Source organism: Echinicola vietnamensis DSM 17526, from assembly GCF_000325705.1.
GTDB classification, from domain to species: Bacteria; Bacteroidota; Bacteroidia; order Cytophagales; family Cyclobacteriaceae; genus Echinicola; species Echinicola vietnamensis.
Genome location: NC_019904.1, coordinates 206,309 through 226,085 on the forward strand (window position 1 = coordinate 206,309; position 19,777 = coordinate 226,085).

At 44.5% G+C, this 19,777-nt stretch carries 16 protein-coding genes and 1 other RNA gene; 11 read left to right on the forward strand and 6 right to left on the reverse strand.

What is annotated here, in order from left to right; genetic code table 11:
- Positions 1 to 15 precede the first annotated feature (15 nt).
- The 3 genes from efp (at position 16) to accC (ending at position 2,544) form a co-directional block, all read left to right on the forward strand.
- On the forward strand, positions 16 to 579 hold the full coding sequence (efp, locus tag ECHVI_RS00925; protein WP_015264054.1) for an elongation factor P: 564 nt from the start codon (positions 16 to 18) through the stop codon (positions 577 to 579).
- Positions 580 to 679: 100 nt separating this feature from the next.
- Entirely contained in the window at positions 680 to 1,165 is a 486-nt protein-coding gene (gene accB / locus ECHVI_RS00930) for an acetyl-CoA carboxylase biotin carboxyl carrier protein (RefSeq protein WP_015264055.1), read from the forward strand.
- A gap of 29 nt (positions 1,166 to 1,194) precedes the next feature.
- Positions 1,195 to 2,544 (forward strand): acetyl-CoA carboxylase biotin carboxylase subunit, encoded by a 1,350-nt coding sequence (accC, locus tag ECHVI_RS00935; protein WP_015264056.1) that lies wholly within the window; start codon positions 1,195 to 1,197, stop codon positions 2,542 to 2,544.
- A 322-nt stretch (positions 2,545 to 2,866) separates the two neighbouring features.
- Here accC and ECHVI_RS00940 read toward each other — a convergent pair whose 3' ends face one another.
- A complete protein-coding gene (locus ECHVI_RS00940) occupies positions 2,867 to 3,484 on the reverse strand; it encodes a hypothetical protein (RefSeq protein ID WP_015264057.1) in 618 nt (205 codons plus the stop codon).
- A gap of 374 nt (positions 3,485 to 3,858) precedes the next feature.
- Between ECHVI_RS00940 and ECHVI_RS00945 the strand changes: the two genes are divergently transcribed.
- Positions 3,859 to 4,821, forward strand: a complete 963-nt coding sequence (locus ECHVI_RS00945) for an NAD-dependent epimerase/dehydratase family protein (protein WP_015264058.1) — start codon at positions 3,859 to 3,861, stop codon at positions 4,819 to 4,821.
- 57 nt (positions 4,822 to 4,878) lie between these two features.
- Here the strand turns inward: ECHVI_RS00945 and ECHVI_RS00950 are convergent, their stop codons facing one another.
- Positions 4,879 to 5,442: a DUF3109 family protein gene (locus tag ECHVI_RS00950; protein WP_041739245.1), complete on the reverse strand. Its 564-nt coding sequence runs from the start codon at positions 5,440 to 5,442 to the stop codon at positions 4,879 to 4,881.
- A gap of 133 nt (positions 5,443 to 5,575) precedes the next feature.
- Between ECHVI_RS00950 and rnpB the strand changes: the two genes are divergently transcribed.
- Positions 5,576 to 5,973, forward strand: an RNA gene (gene rnpB / locus ECHVI_RS23185) — RNase P RNA component class A.
- Positions 5,974 to 5,996: 23 nt separating this feature from the next.
- Positions 5,997 to 7,154 carry a sigma-54-dependent transcriptional regulator gene (locus tag ECHVI_RS00960; RefSeq protein WP_015264060.1) on the forward strand — a complete coding sequence of 386 codons (1,158 nt, stop codon included), beginning with the start codon at positions 5,997 to 5,999 and terminating at the stop codon, positions 7,152 to 7,154.
- A 189-nt stretch (positions 7,155 to 7,343) separates the two neighbouring features.
- On the opposite strand, the gene ECHVI_RS00965 is transcribed toward ECHVI_RS00960, so the two are convergent.
- Positions 7,344 to 8,348 (reverse strand): long-chain-fatty-acid--protein ligase, encoded by a 1,005-nt coding sequence (locus ECHVI_RS00965; protein WP_015264062.1) that lies wholly within the window; start codon positions 8,346 to 8,348, stop codon positions 7,344 to 7,346.
- Positions 8,349 to 8,422: 74 nt separating this feature from the next.
- On the opposite strand from ECHVI_RS00965, the gene ECHVI_RS00970 reads away from it, so the two are divergent.
- On the forward strand, positions 8,423 to 9,097 hold the full coding sequence (locus tag ECHVI_RS00970; protein ID WP_015264063.1) for a hypothetical protein: 675 nt from the start codon (positions 8,423 to 8,425) through the stop codon (positions 9,095 to 9,097).
- 58 nt (positions 9,098 to 9,155) lie between these two features.
- Here ECHVI_RS00970 and ECHVI_RS00975 read toward each other — a convergent pair whose 3' ends face one another.
- A complete protein-coding gene (locus tag ECHVI_RS00975) occupies positions 9,156 to 11,570 on the reverse strand; it encodes an alpha-ketoacid dehydrogenase subunit alpha/beta (RefSeq protein WP_015264064.1) in 2,415 nt (804 codons plus the stop codon).
- 432 nt (positions 11,571 to 12,002) lie between these two features.
- Between ECHVI_RS00975 and ald the strand changes: the two genes are divergently transcribed.
- Positions 12,003 to 13,121 carry an alanine dehydrogenase gene (gene ald, locus ECHVI_RS00980; protein ID WP_015264065.1) on the forward strand — a complete coding sequence of 373 codons (1,119 nt, stop codon included), beginning with the start codon at positions 12,003 to 12,005 and terminating at the stop codon, positions 13,119 to 13,121.
- Between the two features lie 110 nt (positions 13,122 to 13,231).
- On the opposite strand, the gene hutH is transcribed toward ald, so the two are convergent.
- Positions 13,232 to 14,758: a histidine ammonia-lyase gene (gene hutH, locus ECHVI_RS00985; protein WP_015264066.1), complete on the reverse strand. Its 1,527-nt coding sequence runs from the start codon at positions 14,756 to 14,758 to the stop codon at positions 13,232 to 13,234.
- A 124-nt stretch (positions 14,759 to 14,882) separates the two neighbouring features.
- Here hutH and ECHVI_RS00990 point away from each other — a divergent pair, with 124 nt between their 5' ends.
- The 3 genes from ECHVI_RS00990 (at position 14,883) to ECHVI_RS01000 (ending at position 18,650) form a co-directional block, all read left to right on the forward strand.
- Positions 14,883 to 15,761: a LysR substrate-binding domain-containing protein gene (locus ECHVI_RS00990; RefSeq protein WP_015264067.1), complete on the forward strand. Its 879-nt coding sequence runs from the start codon at positions 14,883 to 14,885 to the stop codon at positions 15,759 to 15,761.
- 150 nt (positions 15,762 to 15,911) lie between these two features.
- A complete protein-coding gene (locus tag ECHVI_RS00995) occupies positions 15,912 to 17,846 on the forward strand; it encodes a beta-N-acetylhexosaminidase (RefSeq protein WP_015264068.1) in 1,935 nt (644 codons plus the stop codon).
- 9 nt (positions 17,847 to 17,855) lie between these two features.
- Positions 17,856 to 18,650 (forward strand): endonuclease/exonuclease/phosphatase family protein, encoded by a 795-nt coding sequence (locus ECHVI_RS01000; protein WP_015264069.1) that lies wholly within the window; start codon positions 17,856 to 17,858, stop codon positions 18,648 to 18,650.
- 73 nt (positions 18,651 to 18,723) lie between these two features.
- Here ECHVI_RS01000 and agaR read toward each other — a convergent pair whose 3' ends face one another.
- The gene (gene agaR, locus ECHVI_RS01005) at positions 18,724 to 19,485 is read right to left on the reverse strand and encodes a transcriptional repressor AgaR (protein ID WP_015264070.1); all 762 of its coding nucleotides are present in this window, start codon (positions 19,483 to 19,485) and stop codon (positions 18,724 to 18,726) included.
- Positions 19,486 to 19,777 lie beyond the last annotated feature (292 nt).

The following is a 19,777-nucleotide window of genomic DNA, read 5'->3' on the forward strand; positions in this document are numbered from 1 at the left end:
ACTAACAAAATTCATATGGCAAGTACTGCAGATTTCAAAAATGGTTTATGCATGGAGATGAACAATGACATTTGGAGCATTGTAGAATTCCAGCATGTCAAACCCGGAAAAGGTGCTGCTTTTGTCAGAACCAAACTTAAAAGTCTAACCACCGGCAAGGTGCTGGATAAGACCTTCAACGCTGGTGAGAAGATCACTACTGCCAGGGTAGAAAGAAGGCCACACCAGTTTTTGTATGCAGACGACCTGGGGTATCACTTCATGGATACCACTACCTTCGAACAGATCCCTATTGAGGAAAAACTCATCGAAAGGGCTGACCTGATGAAGGAAGGTCAAGTGGTGGACATCCTAATTCATGACGAAACAGACACGCCACTGGGAGTCGAGTTGCCGCCTTTTGTGGAGCTACTGATCACTTACACAGAACCCGGCATCAAGGGAGACACCGCCACTAATGCATTGAAACCGGCAACCTTGGAAACCGGTGCCACTGTAATGGTTCCCTTATTTGTGGACCAAGACATCGTGATCAAAGTAGATACACGTGACGGATCCTATTCCGAAAGAGTAAAATAATTTCAAAAGCTATGTGATTTGGTTAAATTACATAGCTTTACGTTTTTATAAACCCATAAATTGCTCCATTAAAACAAGGCAATTGCTAAAACATAATTTTATGAAAGCCAAAGAAATCCAAGAACTAATAGATTTTATTTCCAACTCGGGTCTTGCCGAGGTAAAGATCGAAACGGACGAATTCAAACTGTCCATCAAGAAAAACGCAGAAACCCAAGTTGTAAAAGCAGCTGAAACGGCTCCTTCTCCAGCACCTAGCCCTGCGCCAGCCCCTGCCTCGGCACCGGCTCCTGCCGCATCACCTGCACCTGAAAAAGAAGCCCCAGCTGCGGATGCTTCCAATTATGTCGAAATCAAATCGCCGATGATCGGCACCTTCTATACTACGCCAAACCCTGATGCTGACAACTTCGTGAGCGTAGGAGACAGCGTAAAACCCGGACAGACCGTCTGCATCATAGAAGCCATGAAGCTTTTCAATGAAATCGAATCTGAGGTTTCAGGAAAAATCGTTAAAGTCCTTGTCGAAAATGCTACTCCGGTAGAATATGACCAACCGCTATTCTTGGTTGACCCAGCAGGATAAATTTATTTTTCCACCAATTTGAAAGAACCGTGTTTAATAAAATACTAATTGCCAACAGAGGAGAAATTGCACTGAGGATTATCCGTACCTGTAAAGAGATGGGCATCAAAACAGTAGCCGTTTACTCCACAGCAGATAAAGACAGCCTTCATGTGAGATTTGCAGACGAAGCCGTTTGCATTGGTGCAGCTCCCAGTCGAGAGTCCTACCTGAACATCCCTAGGGTCATCGCAGCAGCCGAAATCACCAACGCTGATGCCATTCACCCCGGATATGGCTTTCTTTCGGAGAACGCTGAGTTTTCTAAGATCTGTGAAGAATACAACATTAAATTCATTGGTGCCAGTTCTGAAATGATCGATAAAATGGGGGACAAAGCCACTGCCAAAGCTACGATGAAAGCTGCTGGCGTGCCTACCATCCCGGGATCTGAAGGACTGCTCGACTCCATTGAGCAGGGCATTAAAATTGCCAATGAAATGGGGTACCCCGTCATTCTAAAAGCTACTGCTGGCGGTGGTGGCCGTGGCATGAGGATCGTCCGTGAAGAAAAGGAATTTAAAAAAGCCTGGGATGATGCTCGCCAAGAATCCGGTGCAGCCTTCGGCAATGACGGCCTGTATCTCGAAAAATTCGTGGAAGAACCACGCCATATCGAAATCCAAGTAGTCGGTGACAACACTGGAAAAGCATGCCACCTCTCCGAAAGGGACTGCTCCATCCAAAGAAGGCACCAAAAACTGGTGGAAGAAACACCTTCTCCATTCATCACGGACGAACTGCGGGATGCCATGGGGAAAGCAGCCATCAAAGGCGCCGAGGCCATTGGGTACGAAGGAGCAGGAACCATCGAATTCCTAGTGGACAAGCATCGTAATTTCTACTTTATGGAAATGAATACCCGTATCCAAGTAGAACACCCCATCACGGAAGAGGTGACCGATTACGATCTGATAAAAGAACAAATAAAAGTAGCAGCAGGCATCCCTATCTCAGGACAGAACTACTACCCTAAATTATATGCCATGGAATGTAGGATCAATGCCGAAGACCCGGCAAATGGATTCCGTCCAAGCCCTGGTAAAATCAACAACCTTCACCTCCCTGGAGGACGTGGGGTACGGGTAGATAGCCACGTATATGCCGGATATATCATCCCGCCAAACTATGACTCGATGATTGCGAAGCTTATCGTAAGCGGTCAATCCAGGGAAGAAGTTATCGTGAGGATGAAGCGTGCGCTAGAGGAATTTGTGATTGATGGTATCAAGACCACCATTCCGTTTCACATTGCCCTCTTGGAGGACGAACAATTCAAGGCCGGAAACTTTACTACCAAGTTCTTAGAGACATTTGACTTTTCGGTCATCAAAGGATAAAGAAGTTTTTACCGGACTATATTATACAACGGCTGTTGCCTTAGGGACTTACCTTTTGGCAACAGCCGTTTTATTTTTCCTATAATGAATTTGAAGAAAAGATATACTTCGGATCAAGCAATATTTCTGGGGCGATATATTTCTTCATTAATCAGAACAATGATTCGCCAGGAAGGCTCCAAGGCACATTGCAACTAAAAATTCCTTCCAAGGCAACAGCATCCACTAGGTGCCTTTGAGGAGTTGTGGCCTTTTTATTATGATTTTACCAAAATGCAAAACGGCCGTCCCCAGCTTTTTCGCTTGATCCTATATTTCACGCTTACTCTTCACATTCCACTTCCATTTTCGCTCCCACATTGATCGAATAATAGGGATACCGCTTAAGCACCACCTCATAGTATTCCCAATCATCACCTGTAGCAATTTCTGCTACTCCATTATGGGTCTCAAAGGTAGATGGATCATATCCTCCACTGGGCTCACTGTCATATCCTTGAACATGCACATTTTCCGTATCCGACCCAAAATACCACGTAGGCTCATCTATTCTGATAAGTAATTTAACATATTCTCCAGCTGCAGCTCCATCAGGTATTTCTTCTGGCTTTAACTCTTTGAATTTAACAGCACCAATATGCTCATGTTCATCCCCTTCCGTTTCTAACTCCAAGTACAACCAAAGGATGTCCCCCTCACCGGCCTTAGCTGCATCGAAGGACGGCAATTCTATAAATTTAATATGATGGTTTTCATGATCCAGGCCCATCGCCCACGCATTTTTATCTATGAAACACCTGGCCTCCTCTGGGATTTCCTCCTCAGCCTCTTGCTCTGGGGTTTCAGGCTCCTCATCTTCACTCTCACAAGCCATCCATACACTTGCAAGAAGTCCTACAAACAACAGCCTCGTAATCATAGGTATAAAAGTTTTTTTCATAATAATTTTGGTTTAGTAACAAATCGTTTTATCTATATGAAACACATATTAATAACTCTAAATTACATTTATTATTATTTAAATTACAAAAAATTGGTAAAAACAATGGTTTCAATAGTCCTATTTACCATCTGATTACTATAGAAAAGTGCAGCCATGGTGCTATGCAATCGCTACGTTTAGCCCGTTCACTAAAAAAACAGCACCTCCAAAACCCCTCCATACGGTGCCATAAGTGTAGGTCAGAGTGTAAAATATAAATTGATCTCAAAAGTTATGGCCGCATTTATTTTTAATTCTCTTCCACTTTTGCCATATCTCTTTTATATTCCAATATCTTAAAGAAAGGTTTTCACCATAAATCGTACTGGCCTATGCAAACTATACTTGGATCAGGAGGAGTTATCGCAAATGAATTGGCCAGGGAACTGAGAACTTACACCACTGGCATTAGGCTTGTCAGCCGAAACCCTCAAAAAATCAACCAAGATGATGAGACCATCTCGGCAGACCTCACCCAAGCTGATCAGGTCAAGAAAGCCGTAAAGGGCAGCAGTATTGTCTACCTGACGGTAGGGCTTAAATACAAGGCACGCATTTGGGAGTCTGCCTGGCCAAAAATAATGCGCAATGTCATTGAAGCCTGTACGCAACACCAATCAAAACTTGTCTTTTTTGACAATATATACATGTACGACCCCAACTATATTGGTCATATGTCAGAGGATACGCCTATCCGGCCTGTCAGCAGAAAAGGTGCGGTCAGGGCAAAAATTGCGGATATGGTTTTGGAAAGTACTAGCAAAGGGAATCTGGAAGCCATCATTGCAAGATCTGCAGATTTCTACGGTCCACATATCACATTAAACAGCATCCTAACAGAGCTGGCATTTAAACCGCTTGCAAAAGGGGGAACCGCTAAATGGCTCGGCGATGCCCACCAACCACATGCCTTCACCTTTACACCAGATGCAGGGAAAGCCCTTGCCCTACTCGGGAATACTGAAGATGCCTATAACCAGGTATGGCACCTCCCCACCGCTTCCAATCCTCCCACAGGAAAAGAATGGATCTATCTGATCGCAAAGGAAATGAGCAAATCTCCGAAGTACCAGGTATTGGCTCCTTGGTTTTTTTCTGTTTCCGGACTGTTTGTTCCTTTCATGCGAGAGCTGAAAGAAATGCTCTATCAATACGAAAGGCCCTATGTCTTTGACAGCACCAAATTCCAAGAAAATTTCTTCTTTAAACCGACCAAATACCGGGATGGGATTAAAAACATCATTCATGAGGAATTCCCAAGCTTGGAAAAGAAAATGGATGATATACGCTATTGATCCATCAAGCATATCATCCTGTAACGGCCTACATGATTTTTGTAAGCTATAAAATAGCTACTTCCCCTCAATGTCAGCCACCAACTCCTCGTACCACGCGACTCCGTACTTCCGGATCAGTGCATCTTTCACGAATTTATAAATAGGCACGTTCAGTTCTTTACCCAAACCACATGCGGGGCTGCAAATATCCCATCGGTCATAATTCAGGGCATCATATTCGTCGTACTTGGTCACGCGTACTGGATATAGGTGACAGCTTAGCGGTTTTTTATAATCTATTTCCCCTTGGATATGCGCCTCTTCAATGCCACATTTCAAGGTTCCATTTTCATCTCTCAAGGCATATGCACATTCTCGGTTGTTGATCGTAGGAGTGCCTTTTTCACCTTCTTGGTCGATCACCCAAGTACCTTGCTCTTCTATAGCCTTAATGCCTTGCGGGGTAAGGTATTTTTTAATCTTAGGATAGAGTTCTTCCAAAACCTTGGTCTCATCATCCTCCAAAGGAGCCCCAGCATCTCCTTCCACACAGCAAGCCCCCTTACATTTCTCCAAGTTGCAAACGAAGAAATGTTCCTTGAGGTCATCACTGAGCACTGCATTGCCTACTAGTATCATAAATTGTCTCTTTTCATGTACAAAGGTAAAAAAAGTATGATGCTTATCCCTCTCCTCAGACCAAAGCATTGCGAGAGGGCACAACATTTCTTTATAATCATGAAAAATCAATGGAAATTAACTTATTTTGCAAGGTGCAAGTCGACTTGTCGCTCCAACCTTCTTGGTTGGTGAGGAAAGTCCGGGCAACACAGAGCGCCATACTTCCTAACGGGAAGGGGTTCAGCTGGAGACGGCTGAATTACAGCCAGTGCCACAGAAAACAAACCGCCTCGATCCTTTGGGATGGGGTAAGGGTGAAAAGGTGGAGTAAGTGCCCACCGGGCAGCGGGCGACCGTTGTCGCATGGCAAACCTTATGGGTTGAAAGATCAAATAGGCTCCGGTCCAAGGGCTGCTCGTCCAATTTCCGTTTCGGCGGAGAAACCGGAGTGGGTAGATCGATAGATCCTGATCGTGAGGTCAGGGGCAGATAAATGACAAGTACCCGCCACGGCGGGGACAGAACCCGGCTTATAGGCTTGCACATTTATTATTTAACCATAATAACTACTTATGCCAAAAATCCTGATTATCGATGATGAAAAAGTCATCAGGTCTACGCTCAAAGAAATTTTAGAATATGAAGATTATGAAATCCATGAAGCACAGGATGGTGTAGAAGGTCTTAAGAAGATAGAAAGCCAGGATTTCGACTTGGTGCTTTGTGATATCAAAATGCCTAAAATGGATGGATTGGAGGTATTGGACAAAGTCTATCAATCGGATAAACAGCCGCAATTCATCATGATATCCGCACATGGCTCGATTGAATCGGCGGTGGAAGCAACCAAAAAAGGTGCCTTTGACTTTATCCCCAAACCTCCAGACCTCAACAGGCTACTGCTCACGGTCAGAAATGCCCTGGAGAAAAAGGACTTGGTGACCGAAACCAAAGTCCTTAAGAAAAAACTGTCCAAAAAACTGGACATGGTGGGCGAATCTGCTGCTATTCTGCAAGTCAAAGAGACCATCGAGAAAGTAGCCCCAACCGATGCCCGCGTACTGATTACAGGCCCTAATGGCACAGGAAAAGAGCTCGTCGCCCATTGGCTTCATCAAAAAAGCGGCCGGAACAAATCCCCATTTATTGCGGTAAACTGCGCGGCCATTCCTGCTGAGCTCATTGAAAGTGAACTTTTTGGCCACGAAAAAGGTGCCTTTACCTCGGCCAACAAACAGCGCCAAGGGAAATTTGAACAGGCAAATGGAGGCACGATCTTCTTGGATGAAATAGGAGACATGAGCCTTTCTGCCCAGGCCAAAGTACTCCGAGCACTTCAAGAGCACAAGATTTCCAGGGTCGGTGGTGACAAAGACATCAAGATCGATGTACGCGTTTTAGCGGCGACCAATAAAGACTTAAAAAAAGAAATTGAAGAGAACAATTTCCGGGAAGACCTCTACCATCGCCTCAGCGTCATCCTTATTCAAGTACCGGCGCTAAAGGACCGAAAAGAGGACATCCCACTTTTGGTGGACCGCTTTTTAGAGGACATTGCGAAAGAATATGGCACTACCAAAAAAGACATTGACGATAAGGCCATTGCAAAATTGCAGGAATACCCGTGGACTGGAAATATCCGGGAGCTTAGAAACGTGGTAGAAAGGCTGATTATACTGGGAGGAAAAACAATTTCACTTGAAGACATAAAAAAATACGCTGATTTTTGATCAGCGTATTTTTTTATCCTTTTACTTCTTGGTTATCCACTGCTTTGGCGTAAGCAGGGCAAGGTTTGCTCGACGCACATGCTCCCAAGGCCAATAGCCCCGAGGCAAGAATAATAGCTGCTAGTCTTCTCATACTAAAATCATTTTTTATCCAAATCAAATATGTCTATTATTAAAACGATTACAAAATTAATTCACCATTAAATTGCATCCTCTGATTTCACTATTATCGAATCTTCCAAGCACTTCCAACATTCCTTCATCATCAAACCGACCCAAATCCTGTGTCTCAATAAAGGCACATGAATGGAAATTGGCCAAGTCAATTATGTTAATACCCCCTTGTTTCCTAGGGCTCCAAGACAAGGGATCATTGACATCCCGCAGCATTACCCGCATGCTCGCAGGCAGTTGATATTTACCATTTCCCTGCGAATATGCCTGTGACATCAGCTCTGTCATGCCGTACTCGGAATGGATCCTAAGCTGTTTGAATGCTTTGGAGAGATTTTCATGAACCGCTTCTCGAATCATCTCCTTTCTTCTCCCTTTCATTCCTCCCGTCTCCATCACGATTAAATGGTCCATTTCTGGAAAATCTTCCCCAAACTGCTCGGCCAAATCCAACAAAGCAAACGTTACGCCCAGCAACAACACCCTTTTCCCGTCCTTCAATTGCTTCAGGTGATAAAGCCGATCGATCAGCACATCGTAATTGTACAAATAGAATCCCGATTGGTCGGAGCCTGATTGCTTGATAAAATGATCAGCCATCGCTACCAGGGAACTCCCCTTTCGCTCCAAATAAGCCGGTAACAAGGCCAGCACATGAAACTCCTCCAGTGAACCGTACACTTCCTCAAACAGCTTTTGGGAATGCTTCAGGTAAAACTCCTCAGACCAGATAAAATGCCTGCTGGTAATCTGCCCAGTGGTCCCACTACTGGAATAAAACGATTCAAACCCTTCCTCAGGCCCACTCACCACCTTATGTGATTTAAAAAAACGGATCGGCAAGAAAGGGATCTCACCTACAGCTTTCACTTCAACTGGATTGACCCCCCGAGCATCCAAATAGGCCTTGTAGGTCGTATTTTCTTTGGCCTGATAGCGAAACAGCTCCATGGCCAACGAATCAAAATCACTCGGATTCATGCCCTGTACTTGCTCAGAAAAACTTTTGAAATAATTCATCGTTTTATTATCTATAATGGACAAATTTAAGCAAATTTAAGATTGACTCTACATCAATAACTATTACTGGCCATATGAAAGCAAAAAGCTATGCATATATCTTGGTTTTAATTTTTTCCGCAGGTGCCTGCGTATCTCCCCCTGACAACTTCCCTACTGTCCCGGAGATCAGTTATGAAGGACTGTCATACTTGGAAGTAGATGGTGCTTCAGATTCCTTAAAGGTAGCTATAAATTTCCGGGATGCGGAAGGTGATCTTGGGCTTGACCCAAGGGAAGACAACCCTCCCTACAACCCCCTCTTTTTCCTCACTGACGAAAATGGAGACTATATCACGTATTCCAACCGCCCCGAAGATGCTCCCTCCTATAACCCTAGAGACTGGGCGGTGGAACCTACCATCAATAACGAGACCATCGAGGACACCCTCTGGGTGGAACATAACCCGGACTATTACAATATTTTTGTCCGGTTTTTCATCAAGCGAAACGGCACTTTTAATGAATTCAAATGGACTGACGCACCCTATTACACCACCTTCGACGGGCGTTTCCCTTTGATCCTTAACGACAACAACCAAAGAGCAGTAGAAGGCACTATTGAATACGCCATGCTGTCTTCTGGATGGCGGTCCATTTTCAGAAATGATACTGTCCGACTGGACCTTCAGATTCAAGACCGGGCCCTTAATAAAAGTAACGTTATTTCCACGCCTGAATTCACCCTCAACCAAATTCAGCAGCAATAAAAAACGGCTTGGACCAAAGGTTTGGTCCAAGCCGTTTTTTCCCCTTTTCCTTATAGGGTTACCACATTGGATAGCTTATGGGGTCCACTTCGTGCATGATTAGATAAGCTTTTTCGATCACATCATCCACGCTCGGTTTGGAGAAATAATCCCCATCTGATGAATAAGCAGGACGGTGAGGCTGAGCAGACAGCGTCACTGGCTCAGAATCCAGCTGGTAATAAGCTTTTTGTTTTTCCAACACCTGCTGCATCATATAGGCGGAAGCTCCTCCTGGAACATCCTCATCTGCAAAAATAACTCGGCTGGTCTTTTTAATGGATTCCAAAATGACATGATCCACATCAAAAGGCAACAGTGTTTGGACATCAATGACCTCCACTGAAACCCCGTATTCCACTAATTGCTCGGCAGCATCCAATACAATGCGGCACATCGCCCCGTAAGTCACCACGGTAATATCCGTCCCTTCACGAAGCACTTCAGGTCTTCCCAGCGGCACCGTAAACTCACCTACGTTGGTAGGCATCAGTTCTTTTTGGCGATAAGCATTGAGGCACTCAATCATCAGTGCCGGCTCATCACTTCTTAACAAAGTATTATACATTCCAGCGGCCTGCGTCATGTTTCGGGGCACACACACCAACAGCCCTCTCAAACTGCCCAAAATGGCACTCATAGGCGAGCCAGAATGCCAAACTCCCTCAAGTCGATGCCCTCTGGTTCTGACAATCATTGGGGCTTTCTGACCACCCTTCGTCCGATAGTGCAAACAGGCCAAATCATCCGTCAAGGTCATCAGTGCATAATAGATATAATCCAAATACTGAATCTCAGCAATAGGGCGTAATCCACGCAAAGCAGTCCCGATTCCCTGACCAATAATCGTCATTTCACGGATTCCCGTATCGGTTACCCGAAGCTCCCCGTGCTTTTCTTGGAGTCCCGCAAAAGCCTGGTTAACATCTCCTATCTTCCCCACATCTTCCCCAAAAGCAAACACCCGGGGATCATTGCTGAGCATTTGATCAAAGCATGCTTGCAAGACCTCTCTGCCATCCACCGTTGGAGATTGCTCGGTGTAAACCGGGGCAATGACTTGAACATGCTGACTCCCTTCTTCGGACTCGCTGTACAAATGACTATTGTAGCGATCATAATTACGCTTTTTCTGCTCTTCATACCATGCTTTCAGGGGACCTCTTGCCTCCTCCGCATCAAATCGCATCAATAACAATGTCTTGCGGACGGCACCAAACACATCTTTACGAATGGGATTCAAGGTTTTGGCAAGGTCATCGGCCAGCTGATTGAGGGCATTTTGCTGCTTGCTTTGGCCAGCGGCCTCCTTAATCAGGCCTACGACGGTCTTAAGGTCTGATTTTATATCTTCGGTAAAAGACTTCCAAGCTTTATCCTTCTGCTCGCGCACAAAACGCACCGCCTCTTTATCGATCTCGTCAAGTTCTTCCTCGGTGGCAAGACCATTTTCCAAAATGTAGGACCGGAACATCATATTACAGTCATGATCTGCTTCCCACTGCAACCGCTCCTTGGATTTGTAGCGTTCATGGGATCCAGAGGTAGAATGCCCTTGTGGCTGGGTCATTTCGATCACATGAACCAGTGAAGGAACAGATGCTTCCCTGGCCAATGTTTCGGCCTTCCTATAAGCTGCATGAAGGGATTCATAATCCCAACCTTTGGCAACAATAATTTCTACTCCGGGTTTCTCTTCCGTTCTTTGGTATCCTGCCAAGGCTTCTGAAATACTGCCTTTGGTCGTCTGAAATTCGTTGGGTACAGAAATCCCATAATCATCGTCCCATACCGAAAGAACCAATGGTATCTGTAAGACCCCTGCCGCATTGATCGTCTCCAAGAACATCCCTTCTGCACAAGAAGCATTACCGATGGTCCCCCAGGCAATTTCCTTTCCCAGTCCTTTAAATTGCTCAAGCCTCTGAAGGGCTTCATTCTCTTTAAATAATTTCGAGGCATACCCCAAACCGATCAACCTGGGAACCTGGCCGGCAGTAGGTGAAATATCACCACCTGAGTTTTTGGTATTTCTAATATCTTTCCATGTGCCATCTTCATTTAACGAACGAGTGGCAAAATGTCCATTCATCAACCGTCCACCAGAAGCTGGCTCTTCCTCAACGACGGTATGTGCGTACAGCTGGGCAAAATATTCCTGCAACTTCAGCTCCTCGATTGCCAGCATAAACGTCTGGTCTCGATAATAACCGGACCGCCAATCTCCCTTCTTGAAGTAGCGCGCCATGACCACTTGCGCCAGCTCCTTGCCGTCACCGAAGATTCCAAATTTAGCCTTGCCCATAAAGACTTCCTTCCTCCCCATCAGGGAAGCTTGGCGACTTTGCTGAACAATCTTGTAATCAAATAAAATTTGATCCTTTTCTAAATCTAGCTTAACCTTATGTGTTGGTAACGTTTCCAATTCTATCATATTTATAAATTAACAGGTATTTTGGGTTTTTCAAGGTACTTCAAAAATACTGATTTTTAAGTTCTATACAAATAGAACCATCAAGTATTACCATTCAATCTCCATAATAAATTTCAAAAACAATTAATCACAACGATATTAATAAAATAATATTCTGACAATAACGAAATCACGATAAAATTACAATATTTTAAAATTTTACTTAATAGAATTAAAGCAACGTCAATTTTTAAAAAATTGAGCACCAAATAAAAAATATCTAAAAAGAATTGTTTTAAAACTTTATGTAATTGTGAAATAGTTAATAAAATTTTATTCTACAAACCATTATTTTTCTTACCTGTACCAAAATAATCAGTAAGTATCTAACAACCAATCACGTTACAGTTAGTATATTTGCAAGGTAAGTAGTACATCCAACCAATATTTGTTATGATCATAGGGATACCCAAAGAGATTAAAAACAACGAAAACAGAGTTGCCTTAACACCTGCTGGCGCTCAAGAACTGGTCAAAAGAGGCCATACCGTATATGTCCAACACACGGCTGGCGAAGGCAGCGGCTTCCCTGACCATCTCTACGAAGAAGCTGGAGCCAAAATCCTGCCCACTATCGAGGAAACTTACCGCATCGCTGAGATGATCATGAAGGTGAAAGAACCCATCGAACCAGAATATGATTTGGTACGAGAAGACCAGCTTTTGTTCACCTATTTCCACTTTGCTTCGCACGAACCACTGACCAATGCCATGATCAAAAGCAAGTCGGTTTGCTTGGCGTATGAAACCGTGGAAAAAGCAGGAGGAGGCCTTCCTTTACTTGTCCCTATGTCAGAAGTAGCTGGTAGAATGGCTACCCAAAAAGGTGCAAATTACCTAGAAAAACCATTGGGAGGAAAAGGAATCCTGATGGGCGGAGTACCCGGTACGTTACCCGCCAAAGTCCTGATTTTAGGCGGAGGGGTAGTAGGAACTCAAGCCGCTTGGATGGCCGCCGGGATGAAAGCCGACGTCACCATTCTGGATGTTTCCCTTCCTCGAATGAGATACCTTTCTGACGTCATGCCTGCCAATGTAAAAACCAGAATGTCCAATGAATACAACATCCGGGAATTGATTAAAACAGCCGACCTGATCATCGGGGCCGTCCTGATCCCAGGAGCCAAGGCGCCGCACCTTATCACCAGGGACATGCTGAAGGAAATGCAGCCTGGAACAGTATTGGTCGATGTTGCGGTGGATCAGGGTGGATGTATCGAAACCTGCAAACCTACCACACACCAAGACCCTACTTTCACCATCGACGGCGTACTACATTATTGCGTGGCCAATATGCCTGGAGCCGTTCCTTACACATCGACGATCGCCCTGACTAACGCCACCCTTCCGTATGCCATCCAATTGGCCGACAAGGGCTGGAAAAAAGCCTCAAAAGAAAACAAAGAGCTGGCTTTAGGACTAAACGTAGTAAAAGGCGATGTGGTTTACAAGGCTGTGGCCGAAGCATTCGACCTCCCTTTTATCGCTGTAGAAAAACACTTGGTTGACTAAAAAAACAATCCCTTCAGAAGGATATTTCCCAAATATATAAAAAGACTGCCTCTGCGAGGCAGTCTTTTTTTTGCTTCAACACGCACAGCTTATTTCAAAAGAGATTCGACTCACTTTTCGAACTCCTCGACACTCCTATCTCTTAAAAACTTTATTGTATTTTTAATATCCACGGACAACACCCTGTCTTGAGCATTAAAACTCACGTGGTCTCGATATACCCCTATCAACCGCTCCACAATTTCAGAACTCCTTGCAGGCCTTCTAAATTCCAATGCCTGCGCAGCTGTCAACAACTCTATAGCCAGTATTTTTTCCAAGTTGTCCAAAACACGCAGGCATTTCGTTGCGCCATTGGCGCCCATGCTGACATGGTCTTCCTGACCATTTGAGGAAACAATCGAATCCACCGAAGCCGGCGTACAAAGCTGCTTGTTTTCACTCACCACAGAGGCAGCGGTATATTGCGGTATCATCAACCCTGAATGCAGCCCCGGATCATCCACCAAGAACAACGGAAGGCCACGCTGACCGGAAAGCAACTGGTAGGTCCTTCGCTCAGATATACTACCGATTTCTGCCATCGCTATGGCCAAATAATCAAATGCCAACGCAAGCGGCTGGCCATGGAAATTGCCGCCTGATAAAATCTCATCTTCATCAGGAAAGATATTAGGGTTATCCGTCACAGAATCTGCTTCACGCTCAAATGTCCCTTTCACAAACGCAAGCGTATCTTTTGAAGCACCATGCACTTGAGGGATGCAGCGAAAAGAATACGGATCTTGCACCTGCTTTTCCTTAGACTGAGCAATCTCACTTCCCTCCAAATAATGTCGCAAACTCGCCGCAGTATCTACCTGGCCCTCATGAGCCCTTATCCGGTGAATAAGCGCATTAAAAGGCTGTAGGTTCCCATTAAACCCGTCCACAGAAATGGCTGCGATCAAATCTGCCCAACGAAACAACGCCTCAGCCCTTTGGGTAATGTGCACGCCATAACTCAACATAAACTGGGTACCGTTGATCAGTGAAAGCCCTTCCTTTGAACGCAGCGTCACTGGCTGCCAGCCAAATTGTTCCAGCACCTGTGCACTGGGACACACTTTCCCTTCGAAATAGACCTCTCCCATTCCGATCAATGGCAAACTTAAATGTGAAAGCGGTGACAAATCACCTGATGCCCCCAGTGATCCTTGATTATACACCACTGGCAACACATCGTGGTTATAAAAATCTACCAACCGCTGGACCGTTTCCAGCTGGACACCTGAATGCCCACGGGAAAGGGACTCTATCTTGGTCAACAACATCAGCCTTACCAATTCTTTCGGCACCTTCTCTCCCACTCCACATGCATGGGACTGCAATAAGTTATACTGGAGCTGCTGGATTTCATTTCGGTCAATCCTCACCTGCTGAAGATAGCCAAACCCCGTATTGATCCCGTAATACAAAGCCGCCTCATCCTTATAAATCTTATCATCCAAGTACGCGCGACATTGCTGAATACGCTCAATCGCAGCCGATGAAAGCTCCAAACGCTTACCTTCGCTCACTACGCGGTAAATCCGCTCTAAGGTAACAGGCATTTCACCAACCCTATACGCTTCTTGCTTTTCGAGTACCTCTATCATAATTGATCACTTTAAATCTGTAATAATAAATGGGTCTATTCACTGACACCTACAAAGGTCAAGATTATTACTAATAATGAAAAATAGTATTATATTCACTATTTAATAACCAAAAGTGATCACAATGGAATTAAGGCAAGTAAAATATTTCTTGGTACTGGCAGAGGAGCTGCATTTCCGAAAAGCAGCTGAGCGGTTGTTTATTGTCCAGCCCGCCCTTTCCAAGCAGATCAAATTATTGGAAGAAGAACTGGGAACAGCATTGCTCAAAAGGGATAAACGTAACGTACAGCTTACCGCTGCCGGTGAATACTTTCAAAAAGAGACAAAAGCCATCATTGACCAATTGGAGCTCATAAAAAGCCATACCAGACTGGTACAAGAAGGCGAAAAGGGTGAAATCCGGATTGGCTACGTGGGATCATGCATCCATACGTTTTTGCCTGATGTCCTTACCGAAATGCACCAGTCCCATCCACACATCCAAACGTATCTAAACGAAATGACCAGCCGGACCCAATTAGAGGCGATCAAAAACGGAGAGCTTGACATTGCCTTCTTGAGAAACCCTTATCCTCAACCCCAATACGGAAGTCAGCTGGTTTACAGAGAACCGTTTTCAATTGTACTTCCTCAAAACCACCCTATCGGCCCTGAAAACTTCAAAGAAATGGCCCAATTGGCAACGGAAGAATTTATCCTCCCCACCCAAGCAGACGGGGAATTATATTACAGGCTGCAACTGAGCATCTGTGAGGACAGTGGTTTCTCACCACACATTGCCCACGAAACCGTCCATGGACACACTGTGCTAAACCTCGTGGACCACGGCTTGGGCATCACCTTCCTACCTTCTTCTTTCAAGAATGTTTCCAATGCCGCCGTGAAGTTCATCCCTTTGCCCGATATTCCCCAAAAGGCAGAAATCACGGCTCTTTGGAACAAGGAAAACCCTAACCCAAGCCTACAAAAACTCCTTCGCTTCATTCCTTCCATTCGCTGAACCTTCCCCGAAATCACCTACCATAAAATTAGAGCACCTTTTTTTCACACCTTTATTCCAGCTCAATTAAATTTTCGTTATATTTCTTTTCCAATTAAAAAATCACATAACGAAAGAAAAATCTCAAAACCTATTTTAAAACAATCCCCAATGCTCATCAAAAAAATAACCATCGCCTTTCTGGCGTTATTCATATTCAAAAGCCTTCATGCACAAGAAGCGGAGCAGGAGCTTTCAGTCATTCCAAAGCCAGCGGAAATCACCAAAAAAGAAGGAAACTTCCTACTCACTGAAAGTGCCTATATTCTAGCCAAAACCGACCATTCAAGAAAATCAGCAGACATATTCAATAATTTCCTACTCAAACTTCACGGCTTTACTTTACCGGTATCCGCACTAGAGCAGGACAGGCCATCCATCAGCTTATCCGTTTTGCCTGAAAAAAACGAGACTGACGAAAGCTACCATTTGGAAGTAAACCAGGACAATATCACCATTTCTGGTTCCGAAAAAGGAATATTCTACGGGCTTCAAACCAGCCTACAGCTGATCAACAAGATAGATGGCACGTGCCTCATCCCTGCAGTTTCCATCAAAGACAAACCAGCGTTTGACTATAGGGGCATCATGTTGGATGTAGGGCGTCACTTTTTCGAGGTAGCAGAAATAAAAAAGATGATCGACCTGATGGCCTATTTTAAATTCAATAAAATGCACTGGCACCTCACAGAGGACCAAGGCTGGAGATTGGAGATCAAAAAGTACCCCAAACTTACAGAGATAGGAGCTTGGCGTGATTCTACCATCATCGGACAATACTGGGACTACGATCCTTTCATTTATGACGGACAAAAACACGGAGGGTACTACACCCAAGAAGAAGCAAAGGAAATCGTCCGTTATGCTTCAGATCGAATGATCACGGTCATTCCTGAGATCGAACTCCCCGGACACAGTTCCGCAGCCCTAGCAGCCTATCCAGAATTTGGCAGTTTTAAAATGGATGGACACGAACCAAAAGACGGCAAACCCTTAACAGGATCCGTCATGGCCATGAACGAAAAGGGGGAACCCTATGACAACGACCTCAACACCACTGTTCCCGGATTCTGGGGTGTACATCCCAACATATATGGCGCAAAAGAGGAGACTTTCAAATTCCTGGAAGATGTCCTTACGGAAGTGATGGAGATCTTTCCAAGCGAATACATCCACATCGGCGGAGATGAAGCCCCTAAAGACCACTGGAAAACCTCTTCTATTTCCCAAGACCTTATCAAAAAAGAAAACCTGAATGATGAACATGAGCTACAGAGTTATTTCATTACTAGGATAGAAACCTTCCTGAACGAAAACGGGAGGAAGCTCATTGGCTGGGATGAAATTCTGGAAGGCGGGCTAGCGCCAAACGCTACCGTCATGAGCTGGAGAGGTGAAAAAGGCGGAATCGCCGCGGCCAGAATGAACCATGATGTCATCATGACCCCAAACAGCCACATGTACTTTGACCATTATCAGGCGGAAGATAAAAGCACCGAGCCATTGGCAATAGGCGGTTTCCTTCCCCTTGACAAGGTTTATGATTACTCCCCACGACCAGAAGCATTGACTCCTGAGCAGCAAAACCATATCCTCGGGGTACAAGCCAACCTGTGGACAGAATACATTGCCACAAACCACAAATTGGAATATCACCTTTTCCCCAGGGCATTGGCATTGGCTGAAGTGGCCTGGACGGAAAAACTTCAAAAGGACTATCTCGAATTCACCAGCCACCGACTTCCCAAAAGACTGGCAGAGCTAGCGCAACTCCAAGTGTTTTATCGTGTCCCGGAGGCCAAGGTCAGCTTTTCCACTGACGACCAATCCGGCCGTAAACTGGTGACCATCCAACCTTTGGTAAAAGACAGTAAAGTATATTTCACCGTCGACGGACACAAAGCAGATCAAACGGCCAACCTTTACACGGGAACCTTCCCTGCACCTATCGTTGGCCCTGAGCAGGACAGTTTAACCTTACGCTATATTGTCATCACCCCAGATGGAAGATCAAGCAACGAGTTTTCGATCAGCATACCTAAATAACATGAACTGATGAGACACCTATCTTTTACAATATTACTCCTATTAGCAGCCCTTCAGCTAAGCGCGCAACAAACCACGCTTACGCTGATGAGCTATAACATTTACCATGGAGAACAAGCATACGACAAGGGACATCCAAATTTGGACGATATAGCCCAGCTGATCCGGGACATTGACCCCGACTTTGTGGCTTTACAGGAGGTGGACAGCATGACCCAACGTACTGCAAAAATTTATGACAACACCCCTGTAGACTTGGCAGAAGCACTCGCCAATCGCACGGGAATGTACGGCTATTTTGCCAAAGCCATTGACTTCAGCAATGGGGGATATGGAGAAGGGCTTTTGAGCAAGCACCCGGCAAAAATGCACAAAATCGACCTGCCCACACCACAAGGCGGAGAAGGCAGGGCAATGGCATTGGCCACCTATACGCTTGAAAACGGCGGTCAAATCACCTTTGGCGCTACCCATCTTTGCCACCAATTTGACTCCAACAGGGTGGCTCAGACCGATGCAATTGTCAACTACCTCCAAGGCATAAAAGGTGCCGTAGTGGTAGCTGGAGACCTTAACTTCAACCCTACTGAAAAGCCATATTCCATCATTGGAAAGGACTTCATAGATGCTGCAGCTGATTTTGGAGACCCTAGACCCACCATTCCCTTTGACGATCCCACTACAAGGATCGACTATATTTGGCTGTCCAAGAATGTGCAGTGGGAAATAAAAGAAGTAAAAGTGATTCCGGTAGATTTTAGCGACCACATGCCAGTGGTCGTAAAAGTAGTGCTAAAAGAATAAAAAGAATTTAAACCAAAAGGCCTTTCCCTACAGCAAATAGGAAAAGGCCATTTATCGGATCAAATCACATTTCTCACCCTGCTATAATCACTTCCACATTATTTCTTTCGAGCATTTTCACGTGCTCTGTTTCAATTCGGTCGTCAGTAATTACCTTGTGGACTTTGTTAAAACCGGCGATAAAAGCCAATCCTATTTTTTTAAACTTCGTCGAATCTGACACCACGATCACCTCCTCTGCTATATCAATCATGATCTGATTCAGGTAAGCTTCCTCCATATAATGCGTAAACACACCCACATCTGCCTTGATCCCATCTACCCCCAAAAACATTTTGTTACAATGTAGCTGCTTCAGGTTTCGCTCTGCCATGGGACCGACCAAAGACATGGAAAACTCCTTTAGAAAACCTCCCGGCATCATCACATCGAGGTTATCGTAGCTGGCCAGATTATTGACAATGTCTAAGGCGTTACTGATGACTGTCAGCCGTTCAAACTTGGACAGGTTATTGGAAATCTCAAAAGTGGTGGTCCCTGAATCCAAGATAATAGAGTCATTCTCCTCAATCATCGACACCGCTTTTTTACCAATCTTACGCTTAAGATCCAGGTTTATTTTTTTCTTTTCTGTAACCGGAAGCGCCATATTATTGGTCTTAAATGCACCACCATGAGCCCGCACCAAAAGTTTATTTCTTTCCAAGTTGGCCAAATCATTTCGAATCGTCACTTCACTCACGCCAAGGGCTTTGCTTAGCTCGCTGACATTCACCTGTCCATGCTCATCCAAAACCTCCAAGATTCTAGACCTTCGCTGTGCCGTCTTTTTCATATTTTTATGTCTGTTCTAGTTTTGTTAAATAATAGTATCCTCTAAAAAAATCTTTCGAAAAATACTCAATAAGTTTCATTTATCAAATACACTTTATATTCATAACCTTTTGATCACCATCAAAACAACAAGATATAATTTACGATTATAACTTGTTATCTTAAAACGATTATGGGAAACCAAAATTATATTTTCGTTTTTAATTTACCTAAAAACTTAATTAAAAGACAACTTTATCAAAAACAAAATTTTCGATTCGTCACATCATTTTATATTTAGGCGCATTTGAGAC

Coding starts and splice junctions, on each gene's coding strand:
- efp (WP_015264054.1), top strand. CDS start 16: ATGGCAAGTACTGCAGATTTCAAAAATGGTTTATGCATGGAGATGAAC.
- accB (WP_015264055.1), top strand. CDS start 680: ATGAAAGCCAAAGAAATCCAAGAACTAATAGATTTTATTTCCAACTCG.
- ECHVI_RS00940 (WP_015264057.1), bottom strand. CDS start 3,484: ATGAAAAAAACTTTTATACCTATGATTACGAGGCTGTTGTTTGTAGGA.
- ECHVI_RS00945 (WP_015264058.1), top strand. CDS start 3,859: ATGCAAACTATACTTGGATCAGGAGGAGTTATCGCAAATGAATTGGCC.
- ECHVI_RS00950 (WP_041739245.1), bottom strand. CDS start 5,442: ATGATACTAGTAGGCAATGCAGTGCTCAGTGATGACCTCAAGGAACAT.
- ECHVI_RS00960 (WP_015264060.1), top strand. CDS start 5,997: ATGCCAAAAATCCTGATTATCGATGATGAAAAAGTCATCAGGTCTACG.
- ECHVI_RS00965 (WP_015264062.1), bottom strand. CDS start 8,348: ATGAATTATTTCAAAAGTTTTTCTGAGCAAGTACAGGGCATGAATCCG.
- ECHVI_RS00970 (WP_015264063.1), top strand. CDS start 8,423: ATGAAAGCAAAAAGCTATGCATATATCTTGGTTTTAATTTTTTCCGCA.
- ECHVI_RS00975 (WP_015264064.1), bottom strand. CDS start 11,570: ATGATAGAATTGGAAACGTTACCAACACATAAGGTTAAGCTAGATTTA.
- ald (WP_015264065.1), top strand. CDS start 12,003: ATGATCATAGGGATACCCAAAGAGATTAAAAACAACGAAAACAGAGTT.
- hutH (WP_015264066.1), bottom strand. CDS start 14,758: ATGATAGAGGTACTCGAAAAGCAAGAAGCGTATAGGGTTGGTGAAATG.
- ECHVI_RS00990 (WP_015264067.1), top strand. CDS start 14,883: ATGGAATTAAGGCAAGTAAAATATTTCTTGGTACTGGCAGAGGAGCTG.
- ECHVI_RS00995 (WP_015264068.1), top strand. CDS start 15,912: ATGCTCATCAAAAAAATAACCATCGCCTTTCTGGCGTTATTCATATTC.
- ECHVI_RS01000 (WP_015264069.1), top strand. CDS start 17,856: ATGAGACACCTATCTTTTACAATATTACTCCTATTAGCAGCCCTTCAG.
- agaR (WP_015264070.1), bottom strand. CDS start 19,485: ATGAAAAAGACGGCACAGCGAAGGTCTAGAATCTTGGAGGTTTTGGAT.